This window comes from Providencia lanzhouensis (assembly GCF_050469745.1).
GTDB classification, from domain to species: domain Bacteria; phylum Pseudomonadota; class Gammaproteobacteria; order Enterobacterales; family Enterobacteriaceae; genus Providencia; species Providencia lanzhouensis.
Map to the genome: position 1 here is coordinate 249,533 of NZ_CP174123.1, position 12,237 is coordinate 261,769.

At 44.5% G+C, this 12,237-nt stretch carries 11 protein-coding genes; 5 read left to right on the forward strand and 6 right to left on the reverse strand.

Features of this window, described 5'->3' with window-relative positions; translation table 11 throughout:
- Positions 1 to 11 precede the first annotated feature (11 nt).
- Both nfuA and ACIH2S_RS01140 read right to left on the reverse strand, forming a co-directional pair.
- On the reverse strand, positions 12 to 590 hold the full coding sequence (nfuA, locus tag ACIH2S_RS01135) for a Fe-S biogenesis protein NfuA (RefSeq protein ID WP_036948432.1): 579 nt from the start codon (positions 588 to 590) through the stop codon (positions 12 to 14).
- Between the two features lie 63 nt (positions 591 to 653).
- Positions 654 to 1,337: a phosphoribosyltransferase family protein gene (locus ACIH2S_RS01140; RefSeq protein WP_108478700.1), complete on the reverse strand. Its 684-nt coding sequence runs from the start codon at positions 1,335 to 1,337 to the stop codon at positions 654 to 656.
- A gap of 56 nt (positions 1,338 to 1,393) precedes the next feature.
- On the opposite strand from ACIH2S_RS01140, the gene bioH reads away from it, so the two are divergent.
- On the forward strand, positions 1,394 to 2,167 hold the full coding sequence (gene bioH, locus ACIH2S_RS01145) for a pimeloyl-ACP methyl ester esterase BioH (protein WP_272535481.1): 774 nt from the start codon (positions 1,394 to 1,396) through the stop codon (positions 2,165 to 2,167).
- Between the two features lie 39 nt (positions 2,168 to 2,206).
- On the opposite strand, the gene ACIH2S_RS01150 is transcribed toward bioH, so the two are convergent.
- The 4 genes from ACIH2S_RS01150 to ACIH2S_RS01165 all read right to left on the reverse strand — a co-directional run bounded on the left by ACIH2S_RS01150 (position 2,207) and on the right by ACIH2S_RS01165 (position 7,842).
- Positions 2,207 to 2,440: a FeoC-like transcriptional regulator gene (locus ACIH2S_RS01150; protein WP_036948442.1), complete on the reverse strand. Its 234-nt coding sequence runs from the start codon at positions 2,438 to 2,440 to the stop codon at positions 2,207 to 2,209.
- Between the two features lie 10 nt (positions 2,441 to 2,450).
- Positions 2,451 to 4,769, reverse strand: a complete 2,319-nt coding sequence (gene feoB, locus ACIH2S_RS01155) for a Fe(2+) transporter permease subunit FeoB (protein WP_108478701.1) — start codon at positions 4,767 to 4,769, stop codon at positions 2,451 to 2,453.
- Positions 4,770 to 4,823: 54 nt separating this feature from the next.
- Entirely contained in the window at positions 4,824 to 5,054 is a 231-nt protein-coding gene (gene feoA / locus ACIH2S_RS01160) for a ferrous iron transporter A (RefSeq protein WP_036948447.1), read from the reverse strand.
- A gap of 448 nt (positions 5,055 to 5,502) precedes the next feature.
- Complete coding sequence (locus ACIH2S_RS01165; RefSeq protein ID WP_036948450.1) at positions 5,503 to 7,842, reverse strand: Tex family protein; 2,340 nt, start codon at positions 7,840 to 7,842, stop codon at positions 5,503 to 5,505.
- 162 nt (positions 7,843 to 8,004) lie between these two features.
- Between ACIH2S_RS01165 and greB the strand changes: the two genes are divergently transcribed.
- The 4 genes from greB (at position 8,005) to pstS (ending at position 12,132) form a co-directional block, all read left to right on the forward strand.
- The gene (gene greB / locus ACIH2S_RS01170; RefSeq protein WP_036948453.1) at positions 8,005 to 8,490 is read left to right on the forward strand and encodes a transcription elongation factor GreB; all 486 of its coding nucleotides are present in this window, start codon (positions 8,005 to 8,007) and stop codon (positions 8,488 to 8,490) included.
- A 114-nt stretch (positions 8,491 to 8,604) separates the two neighbouring features.
- Positions 8,605 to 9,324: a two-component system response regulator OmpR gene (ompR, locus tag ACIH2S_RS01175; protein WP_036948456.1), complete on the forward strand. Its 720-nt coding sequence runs from the start codon at positions 8,605 to 8,607 to the stop codon at positions 9,322 to 9,324.
- Positions 9,321 to 10,652 (forward strand): two-component system sensor histidine kinase EnvZ, encoded by a 1,332-nt coding sequence (gene envZ, locus ACIH2S_RS01180; protein WP_036948459.1) that lies wholly within the window; start codon positions 9,321 to 9,323, stop codon positions 10,650 to 10,652. The genes ompR and envZ overlap by 4 nt, the downstream gene beginning before the upstream one ends.
- 436 nt (positions 10,653 to 11,088) lie before the next feature.
- On the forward strand, positions 11,089 to 12,132 hold the full coding sequence (pstS, locus tag ACIH2S_RS01185; protein ID WP_036948462.1) for a phosphate ABC transporter substrate-binding protein PstS: 1,044 nt from the start codon (positions 11,089 to 11,091) through the stop codon (positions 12,130 to 12,132).
- Positions 12,133 to 12,237 lie beyond the last annotated feature (105 nt).

Here is a 12,237-nt window from a genome sequence, read left to right on the forward strand (position 1 = left end):
AGCAGAATCTATTAGTAGAAAGAGTGCTCGCCGCGTTGGTGCTCAGTCAGGTCTTTAACACCTTTTAATTCACCTTCGAACATTTTCAGTAATTCTTTTTCGATACCTTCTTTCAGCGTCACATCGACCATGGAACAACCATTACAGCCGCCGCCGAATTGCAGGATAGCAAAACCATCTTCGGTGATTTCCATTAAGGAAACACGACCGCCATGGCTCGCTAATTGTGGATTAATTTGTGATTGTAAAACGTATTCAACACGCTCAATTAATGGCGCATCTTCAGACACTTTACGCATTTTCGCGTTCGGTGCTTTTAAGGTTAACTGAGAGCCTAATTGGTCTGTGACGAAATCAATCTCAGCATCTTCTAAGAATGGAGCGCTAATTTCATCAACATAAGCAGAGAGTTTTTCAAACTTCAGCTCTTTATCGGTGGCTTCTACGGCACCAGGAGGGCAATAAGAAACACCACACTCAGCGGTTGGTGTGCCTGGGTTAATGACAAATACTCGAATTTGGGTTCCTGACTCTTGGCTTTCCAATAACTTGGAGAAGTGAGTCTGTGCTGCTTCTGTAATATTAATCATAATCTCTTGCTCAATAATAGTTGACTGCTTTAGTTGGTTATAATACGCCCATTTACACCCATCCTACAAGGTGCGACAGAGTGACCACGCGTCAACAGTATGCGCTCCCGCACAAATCAACAATTGAGCGGCGGCATGCATGGTTGAGCCAGTTGTAATCACATCATCAATAATAGCTATGTGTAGACCCGAAACCGAAGTTTCAAGGGTAAATGCCTCTTTTAGGTTATTGCGGCGCTGCTTACGTGTTAATGAAACTTGCGCCAGTGTATCACGAGAGCGCAATAATGAATTTTGCGAATAGGCAATATTTAACCATGTGGTTAAATTACCACCAATTAATGCCATGTGATCAAATCCTCGACGCCAACATCGTCGAGGGTGGGGAGGTATGGTTATCAATAAGTCGGGTTTTTTCCATTGCTGTTGGCGATATCCATTCAGCCAATAAAGTAAAAATATCCGCGTCAGGGGGATAGCTAACTGGGGTTGATAACGAAATTTATATTGATGGATAAGCTGGCGTAATGGCGCTTGATATGGCGTTACGGTAATCAACCTTTGCCAAGGCGGTGGCTGTACAAGGCAGCGCCCGCAAGGAAATTGATGATATTCACAAGGAAGAGCGCATTGTGGACAAACCTTCGGCATTGGCGGTAAGTTTTTGATACAAAAGCTGCATATTCCTTGCTGGGGAATTTTTAATAACTGCCGGCATAGCCAACAGACCCCTTCCATTGCTAGCATAGGCGAGTCCTAGATTGAAAAATCAGAATGAAAATAATATTGAAGAGAGTGTAACCATGGCGACGTTATATTGGCAGACAGTGGGTGAAGGAAAACAAGATATTGTGTTACTGCACGGATGGGGACTGAATGCCGAAGTCTGGCAAACAATTATTCCTCGACTGGCTTCGCAATTTCGCATCCATTTAGTTGATTTACCGGGTTATGGGCGTAGTCACGATTTCACTCCGATGACCATTCAATCAATGGCCAATGTTGTGTGGGAACAAGCACCTAAAAATGCGATTTGGCTGGGGTGGTCTTTAGGTGGGTTAGTAGCAAGCCGTATCGCGCTTGATCACCCTAATGAGGTAAAAGCCTTAATCACCGTGGCATCTTCCCCTTGCTTTGGGGCTCATGATGAGTGGCAAGGTATCAAGCCCGAAGTCTTACTTAATTTTGAGCAGATGCTGGCTGAAAATTTCCAGCGTACCGTTGAGCGTTTTCTGGCACTGCAAACATTGGGAACTGAAAGCGCCCGTGAGGATGCGCGTACATTGAAATCTGTGGTATTGGCGTTGCCAATGCCATCGGTTGAAGCCTTGAATATGGGGCTGGAATCTTTACGTACTGAAGATTTACGAGAGGAACTCAACCATTTACAGGTGCCTTTCTTACGCGTTTATGGTTATTTAGATGGCTTGGTCCCGCGTAAAATCGCAGGGAAATTAGATGAGTTGTATCCCAATTCATTATCCGTTGTGATGCGTAATAGCGCTCATGCGCCGTTTATTTCTCATCCCGATGAGTTTTGTGAAACATTGGTTCAGTTTGCGAAATCATTGAACTAAATCAGTGTATTAGAAGCTGATTCGCTGAGATGAAAACAACTATTTAATCTTATAGACAAAATGTGAGCAATCGTGACTCTCGGGGCATCCTTTACAACTGGTACCCGTAAGGCACGCGCTCACATCGATTTTTTCAATTTTCCCCATACTGACCAGCTTTTCAGCCATGGCATTGACCAGTGCAGCAGGGGCGTTTAGTTGAGAACTCAGAAGCGCAATGTCAGCTTGCCCATATAATGCAATTAAATCTCGGACTTGCAGCAAGCTGACCATCGTATTTTCCTTAGTGGCAACTGTTGTTAGAACAACCTGAACATTGTTGCGCTGTTTTGGATTTAATATTAAACGTCACACGGCTGCGCATACGGCGTAGAGCGGTGATCAGTACAATATTAAACAGTAGCACCGCGCCAATGGTGATCAAGCTGCTTTGTGGATGTTCGCTAAATGTAGCTGTTTGATAGAACAGTGCTGCGAGGCTATAAGCCACGTTTAATCCCCACAGAATAGAGAATGTCATCCAGCTTTTGTTGGTTTCACGGGCGATTGCTCCCATTACTGACACACAAGGCACATACAGCAGCACAAAGATTAGGTAACTATAAGCGGCGATATCTGAACCAAATTTCGCTGCCATGGTACCCATGGAGCCTGTTGCCATCTCGGCATCACCCATACTCGCTTCGATTGGGTTGGATAATGCACTGATGGAGAATGTCTCTTTTAAGCTATCCCACGTATCCGTGACTGCCCCACCTAACTCATCGAGCAGGTCAAACGATTCTGCATCGAAAGGTTCACTGGTAATCGCTTCGGCGGTGTACAGGGTATTTAAGGTCCCAACCACCACTTCTTTAGCCATTGCACCGGTGATCAAACCTACAGTCGCTTGCCAGTTATCATTGTGTACGCCGATAGGCTGTAATACTGGGGTGATCACTTTACTGACGGAAGCCAGCGCAGAGTCATTAATGTTGTCCACAGGCTTGCCGGATAACGAAAAGCTATTTAGCGCACCGATAAAAATACTCGCTACCACAATGACTTTACCTGCACGGATCACAAAGCCTTTTAAACGCTGCCAAGTTTGGATAAGCAATGTTTTTGCATGAGGTACATGGTAGACCGGCAGTTCCATCACAAACGGGGACGCTTCACCGCGCATCAAGGTATGTTTCAGTAGCAGGCCTGTTAGGATTGCCACGACAATACCGAGAATGTAGAGGGAGAACACGACGCTTGCGCCGTTTTTACCAAAGAATGCCGCTGCAAATACTGCGAAGATAGCTAAGCGAGCACCGCAGGACATAAACGGTGCCATAAGCACGGTGATCAAGCGTTCACGAGGTGCATCTAAGGTTCTTGCTCCCATGATAGAAGGTACGTTACAACCGAAGCCAACAATTAATGGAACAAAAGATTTACCCGGTAAACCAAGAGATTGCATCAGTCTATCCATAACGAAAGCTGCTCGAGCCATATAGCCTGAGTCTTCCAAGATAGATAAGAACAGATACATCATGCCGATTTGTGGCACCAGAGGCAGAACGGTATTGATACCACCGCCAACACCTTGAGCAAGGAAAACGGTCAACCAATCAGGGAAGTTTGCTGTTGCTCCAATCCATTGAATACCATGAATAAAGATAGCTTCAGAGGCCCCTTCAAAGAACGGTTGTAAAGCACCACCGATATTGATCGCAAGGACGAACATTAGATACATCACGAACAAGAAAATTGGCACGCCAAGCCAGCGGTTCAAGATAAATTTATCCAGCGCTTGAGTGAGTTTATTCGGCTCAGCGGCACTGTTATTAATCGCGGCGTCACAAATTGAGGCAATGGATTGATAGCGAGCGTCCGCAATGAGCAACTCGGGTTCTTCTTGCAAGGTATCTTTAAGTCTAAGGCGAGTTTCAGCAAATACTTGCTCAGAGATATCAGCTCGTTGGCGGCTATAAATATCGCCTTCTAAAATCTGGAGAGCTAACCAACGGCGCTGCTGCTGACTAAATTGCTGAGCAGAAATTTGCTCTGAAAGCATATCCACGGTTTGTAACAGTTGTGGCGGATATTGCACTAGGGCTTGTTGGCTATTTTGAGGATGGCTATCAATCGCTTGTTTGAGCTGTTCAAGGCCAGTTGCACGGGTAGAGATCATTGGGATAACAGGGCAACCGAGCTGTTTTTCGAGCTGTTTAACATCAATATCGATATGTTGGCTTTTGGCAATATCCAGCATGTTCAGTGCGACGATGCAGGGAACACCTAGTTCAACAAGCTGTAATGTCAGATATAAATTGCGCTCGAGGTTTGAGGCATCCACCACGTTGATCAACATGTCGGCTTCGCCACTTAAAATAAAGTAGCAGGCGATTTGCTCATCGAGGGAGGTTTGCTCTGAGATAGTTGTAAGGGAATAAGTACCTGGTAAATCAACGAGTTCAATCTTGTGTTCAGGTGTGTGGAAGCGTCCAACTTTACGTTCGACGGTCACTCCTGCCCAGTTACCGACGCGCTGACGTGACCCTGTTAACTGGTTAAACAAGGTTGTTTTACCTGCGTTAGGGTTGCCAATAAGGCCGATAGTTAATGGTTTCATAGTGTATGCCAGTCGTGAAAATGAAAATCTTTATTGGAATTAATCCAAAAATAATTAGTTCGCTTGAGCTTCATCTAAGTTAATCAGAGCTAAATCTTTTTTGCGTAATACTAAGCTGACGCGATGAGTTTCAATTTGCACGGGATCACCAAACGGCGCTACGCGCACAACTTTGAACACTGAGCCTGGAAGCAGACCGAGGGAAAGTAATTTTTGGCGATAGGCCGGACTTATCTCTGGTGAAAAGCCAAGTATTTTATAACTGCATTGAGGAAGTATGGACATAGTACCTTCCAATTACGGTTTATTCTGTTGATTTAACATGAAAACTGCGATGTTAAATTACAGAGAGTGTTATTAAGAATAATATTGATAATTATTATTATAAAAGTGGTTATCTTTAAAAGAAATAGAATGGAAGATAAAATTAAATCTAATTAACAATGAGAATCATAATCATCTACCATGATTATATTTAGCCTCTTTTTCGGGCAATATTAAATGATGTGGATCAAAAAGGGATTTAGTTGGCGGAGTTTTTTAAAACGAAAAGGCAGATGTTAGTATTGTTAATTAATATAATTAAATAAGACAAAATGCAGATAATAAATTGAATTAGTTATTTAATTTATTTCTATAAGAAAAATGGAATATGTTTAAATTAAGTACGGAGAGATGATTGAATACATTTTAATAAATGCCCTTACCGATGAAACAGCAAGGGCATCATATCTTAGCGCTTTTTACCAAAAGCAGCAGCCAGTGCATCACTCATCGCACTGTTGCTAGACGCAGAGCTAGATGATGAATTTCCTCGCGCATTCCCTCGTGAAGCAGGGGCTTTACGGGTATTTCTATCTTGCGCTGGAGCCGCACTGCGAGGTGCGCTGTTACCTTCACCCGCTTGTTCATCTAAGCGCATAGTGAGCGCAATACGCTTACGAGCAATATCCACATCCAGCACTTTGACTTTCACAATGTCACCCGTTTTGACGACTTTGTGAGGATCTTCAACATAGCTGTTTGAAAGGGAAGAAATATGCACTAGGCCATCTTGATGAACACCAATATCCACAAATGCCCCGAAATTAGTGACGTTAGTCACTGCACCTTCTAAGATCATTCCCGGTGTTAAGTCATTCATCGTTTCGACGCCGTCAGCAAAGGTTGCCGTTTTAAACTCAGGGCGTGGGTCACGGCCCGGTTTTTCCAGCTCTTTGATGATGTCTGTGACGGTAGGAACCCCAAACTGTTCGGTGGTAAATTCACGTGGGCTTAAGCCATTTAATACCTGTGAATTGCCCATGATCTCTTTGAGTGGCTGACGTACAGCTTCAAGGATTTTTTCAACAATTGGGTAGGCTTCTGGGTGAACCGTTGAGGCGTCCAGTGGGTTATCCCCATTGGTGATACGCAAGAAACCCGCACACTGTTCAAAGGCTTTCGGACCTAAGCGAGCGACTTTGAGTAACTGTTTTCTGTCATTGAATTGACCATTCGCATCACGCCAATCAACAACATTTTGCGCGATCATTTTGCTCAAGCCAGCAACACGGGTAAGTAGTGCCACGGAAGCGGTATTTAAATCGACGCCGACGGAGTTTACGCAGTCTTCAACGACTGCATCTAACTTACGGGCTAGCTGAGTTTGGCTGACATCATGCTGATATTGGCCGACACCAATAGATTTCGGGTCGATTTTCACCAGTTCAGCCAGCGGGTCTTGTAAGCGACGAGCAATAGAAACCGCGCCACGCAGAGATACGTCTAAATCAGGGAATTCTAATGCTGCCAGCTCAGAAGCGGAATAAACAGAGGCGCCTGCTTCACTGACAATGACTTTTTGCGCCGTGACGTCAGGGAACTGTTTTTGTACTTCAGCAAAGAAGCGTTCGGTTTCTCGTGATGCAGTTCCGTTACCAATCGCGACCAGCTCAACGTGGTATTTCTGGCATAATGCGGCAACGATAGCAGCCGCTTTGGCAGCTTGGCCTGTGTGCGGGTAAATGGTATCTGTCGCCATGACTTTACCCGTCGCATCAACGACCGCGACTTTGACACCTGTACGTAAACCCGGATCGAGACCCATCGTGGCACGCATACCCGCAGGAGCTGCCATCAATAAGTCACTGAGGTTACGGGCGAATACGTTAATTGCTTCTTCTTCCGCTTTCTCGCGCAGGGCGCTCATGATTTCGGTTTCTAGGTGCAGTAACACTTTGACTCGCCACGTCCAACTGATGACAGCTTTACGCCATTGGTCAGCGGGGGCATTGTTCAAACGAACATCTAAATGGCGAGTAATAATTTCTTCGCAATAACTCTCTTTTGGCGGCTCTTCAAACTGAGGGTCGCAGTTGAGGGATAACTGCAAAACACCTTCATTGCGACCACGGAACATGGCCAAAGCGCGGTGTGAAGGAACTTGAGCAACGGGTTCATGGTGATCAAAATAGTCGCTAAATTTTACACCCTCAGTCTGTTTGCCATCAGCAACAACAGAAACAATGTGCGCATTCTTCCAAATATAGTCGCGAACTTTCGCTAATAAGGTAGCATCTTCGGCGAAACGCTCCATTAAAATGTAGCGAGCACCATCTAAAGCGGCTTTGGTATCCGCAACGCCTTTATCTGCGTCAACATAGCTTTGTGCAAGTGTATCCGGTGACTGGCTTGGATCGTTCCACAGCGTATCCGCTAAGGGTTCTAAGCCCGCTTCGATAGCAATTTGCCCACGAGTACGGCGCTTTGGTTTGTAAGGGAGGTAAAGATCTTCGAGTTCGGTTTTATTCAGCGTTGTATTGATAGCAGAAGCGAGTTCTGGAGTAAGCTTACCTTGTTCATCAATGGATTTTAGAATGGTTTGCTTACGGTCGTTTAACTCTCTCAAATACCCTAAACGGCTCTCTAGCTGACGTAGCTGAGTGTCATCCAATCCCCCCGTAACCTCTTTACGGTAGCGGGCGATAAATGGGACGGTATTGCCTTCATCCAATAATGTAATGGCTGAAAACACCTGTTTTGGTTGGGCTTGTAGTTCGGCCGCAATAATTTGGCTTAGAGTTTCATTCATGTCGTGTTTAAATACCTACTCAAAGAACAGTGAAAATAGACTGCACAGTTATACTTGCTGGTAGACAGAATTGCCAGACAGAATTTTTGTCTAGTGGTAGGCAAGTCGCAGATTATATTTTATAAAATATTATAATTATCCGATTTATATACCTTTAATGAGATGAATAAGAGCCTTTTAATTACCCGTGAAGGATGGGACGCTTTAGACAAAGAACTTAAGTATCTTTGGAAAGAAGAGCGCCCTCGAGTGACGCAGTCTGTCTCTGAAGCCGCAGCCCAGGGGGATCGTTCCGAAAACGCAGAATATATCTACGGTAAAAAACGGTTGCGGGAAATAGACCGCCGTATTCGTTTTCTATCCAAAAGGTTGGATCAGCTTAGAATTGTTGAACCCGATCCTCGACAAGAGGGGCGTGTGTTTTTTGGCGCATGGGTTAAGCTTGAAGATGATAATGAAAATATCAGAATTTTCCGGTTAGTGGGGGCGGATGAATTTGATCCTGCTAAGCAGTGGATTTCTATCGATTCACCAGTCGCTCGCGCATTAATTGGCAAGCAGGTTGATGATGAAGTGGTCGTCACAACGCCGGGCGGAAAAGTCACCTATTTTGTGCTAGAGATTAGCTATAAACCATTAATCAGTTAACGAGTAAAATGATTCATTAAAGTTAGTGTTAATGGTAAATTAATGGCATGAATATTATTTTTGTTACTTTCATCAGCAGAATAATTCTAAAATTCCACACTTTGGGGGCTATAAATGCAGGAAAGTTATAAAGTTCTCGTCGTCGATGATGATATGCGTTTACGTGCTCTGCTTGAACGTTACCTCACCGAGCAGGGTTTTCAGGTAAGAAGTGCAGCGAATGCTGAACAGATGGACAGGATCCTAACACGGGAATCTATTCATTTAATCGTATTGGACTTGATGCTTCCTGGGGAAGATGGCTTATCTATTTGCCGTCGTTTACGTAGTCAAAATAACCCAATTCCAATCATTATGGTTACCGCGAAAGGCGAAGAAGTTGACCGTATTGTGGGCTTAGAAATTGGTGCGGATGACTATATCCCTAAACCGTTTAACCCTCGTGAACTGTTAGCGCGTATTCGTGCGGTGCTGCGTCGCCAAGCGAATGAGCTACCAGGTGCGCCATCGCAAGATGATGCCGTCATCACTTTTGGTAAATTCAAACTGAACCTCGGAACCCGTGAAATGTTCCAAGGCGAAGAGAATATGCCATTAACCAGTGGTGAGTTTGCGGTGTTGAAAGTATTAGTTTCTTATCCACGCGAACCATTATCTCGTGACAAGCTGATGAGTTTGGCTCGAGGTCGTGAATACAGTGCGATGGAGCGTTCTATCGACGTTCAAATTTCACGTTTACGCCGTATGATTGAAGAAGATCCTGCGCACCCACGTTACATTCAAACCGTTTGGGGCTTAGGATACGTATTTGTTCCAGATGGAAGTAAAGCATGAAGCGACTGAGGTTCTCACGACGTAGTACATTTTCTCGCTCGTTATTTTTGTTTGTCGCACTCCTGTTCGCAAGCCTTGTGACCAGCTACATGGTTGTATTGAATTTTGTTGTGATGCCAAGCTTACAGCAGTTCAATAAAGTGCTTGCCTATGAAGTACGTACATTGATGACAGAGAAAATGGTTCTACAAGATGGAACCTCAGTGCGAGTTTCACCCGCATTACGTAAAAAAATCTACAATGAGCTCGGTATTACCTTTTACGCCCATTCAGCGGCGATGGAAGAGGGATTAAACTGGGCAAAAGAGTATGATTTTCTAAGTGAAAACATGTCGGAATACTTGGGTGGCAAGGCCAGCGTGCATCTGGAACTTGGGCGTGAGTATCCGATATTGTGGTTAACATCCTACCTAGCACCAGATATTTGGGTGCGCGTTCCGCTCACCGAAATCGGCCAAAATCAGTTTTCTCAAGTTTTCCGCTATACACTCACGGTCTTCCTCACGATTTTTGCGGGGGTTTGGCTCTATATTCGCTATCAAAACAAGCCATTATTAGAGCTGGAATATCACGCGGGTGAGGTCGGTAAGGGGCATGTTATGCCGCCGATGCAAGAGAAAGGTGCCACAGAGGTTCGCGCGGCTATTCGCTCGTTCAACCATATGGCGGCAGGGATAAAATCCCTCGAAAATGACCGCACTGTATTAATGGCAGGGGTCAGCCATGACCTTCGAACGCCACTAACCCGCATTCGTCTCGCAACGGAAATGATGGGACCAGAAGATGGCTATCTCGCTGAATCTATCAACAAAGATATTGAAGAGTGCGACGCAATCATCGGTCAATTCATGTCTTACCTGAAAACAGGGCAAGAAATGGATATGGAGTTTTGCGACCTTAACGCTATTCTCAACGAAGCTGTTGTTGCTGAAACCAACGTCGTGGGAGAGATTGAAACCAATTTAGTCCCAGGACCAGTGATGTTCAACGGTAACCATCTTGCTATCAAACGCGCGATTACCAACATGATAGTCAACGCTTATCGCTACGGAAATGGCTGGATCAAAGTCAGCAGTGGTAAAAATGAAGATTATGTTTGGTTCCAAGTTGAAGATGATGGTGCAGGGATCAAAGAAGAAGACATTCAGCGCCTATTCCAGCCGTTCGTACAGGGTGAAAAAGCCCGTAGCAACAAAGGTACAGGGCTGGGACTCGCGATAATTCGCAGGATTATAGATGCTCACGAAGGGAATATTGAGATCCATAAAAGTGAGCGCGGCGGGTTTGCTATTCGGGCCTTGCTCCCTCTCAAAGAACGCGAAGACTAAATATCTCGTCGTATTTCGCGTTGTAGCGTTGTTGGCTGCGCTCGTTAACCCTAGTCACATACTTGTGTATGCTCCCAGGGCTTAACTCGTTTGCCGCCTAGCTACAACACGAAATACTTAGAGATATACTGTGTAGATAGAAAGATAGAAAGATAGAAAGATAGAAAGAGAAATAAATTTTTTCATTTATGACAATATGTCATATTCCAAACGCTAAGCTGTCACATTCGCTGTTCTTATTTAGTTTATTGAAAAATAAGTAAATAATCATTTCTGTACCATTCTGCTACACTTAATCATGTCGATAAAATCCGCAAATGTCATAAAACTGTCATAAAGATGACATATTGCCGTAACTCAATTGTCCTATTTTCCCTACCGTGACATACACCCAATAATTTAATACTTGATTATTTCTTACATCCCCGGAGGGATTATGAAAATGATGCGTACCACACTAGCAAGCGTAATGGCAGCAACCTTATCTCTGACTGCAATGTCTTCTTTTGCTGCTACCAGCCTGACCGGAGCTGGCGCGACATTCCCTGCTCCTGTTTATGCGAAGTGGGCAGATACTTATCAGAAAGAAACAGGTAATAAAATTAACTATCAGGGGATCGGTTCTTCTGGTGGTGTAAAACAAATTAATGCAAAAACAGTTGATTTCGGTGCGTCTGATGCGCCATTGACTGATGAAAAACTCAAAGAAGACGGCTTATTCCAATTCCCAACCGTGATTGGTGGCGTGGTTTTAGCGGTAAACGTTAAAGGCATCGAATCTAATCAACTGGTTCTTGATGGTAAAACTCTGGGCGACATCTACTTAGGCAAAATTGCAAAATGGAATGACCCAGCCATCGCAAAACTGAATCCAAACGTAAAATTACCTGACCAAAACATCGCTGTAGTTCGCCGCTCTGATGGTTCTGGTACCACATTCGTTTTCACAAGCTACTTAGCAAAAGTTAGCTCAAACTGGAAAGATGAAGTGGGTGCAGGTTCAACGGTTAACTGGCCGAAAAACAGCGTAGGCGGTAAAGGTAACGACGGCGTTGCAGCCTTTGTTCAACGTCTGCCAGGCTCTATCGGTTATGTAGAATATGCTTACGCAAAACAGAATAATCTTGCGTATACTAAGCTGGTTTCTGCAGATGGTCAGCCAGTTTCACCAACAGGTGAAAGCTTCAGCGCAGCAGCGAAAAAAGTGGATTGGTCTAAATCATTTGCACAAGACCTGACTAACCGTGAAGGCGCTAACGCATGGCCAATTACCTCAACCACATTCATCTTAGTTCACAAGCAACAAGCGGATGCTGAGAAAGGTAAAGCGGTTCTTGATTTCTTCAACTGGGCTTACGACAAAGGCGGTAAACAAGCAGAAGCATTAGATTACGCTGTGTTACCTCAAGAAGTTGTGACCGCAGTACGTGCAGCATGGAAAACAGAAGTAAAAGATAGCCAAGGTAAAGCACTGTTCTAAGTGCCCCTCGGGTTGGAAAAGGGTAAGCGGGGGCTGAGGAATAGCTCCCGCTTATTCACCGTAGTAACGTAAGTCCTACTGAAAAGTAGGCATGGAATGAGAACA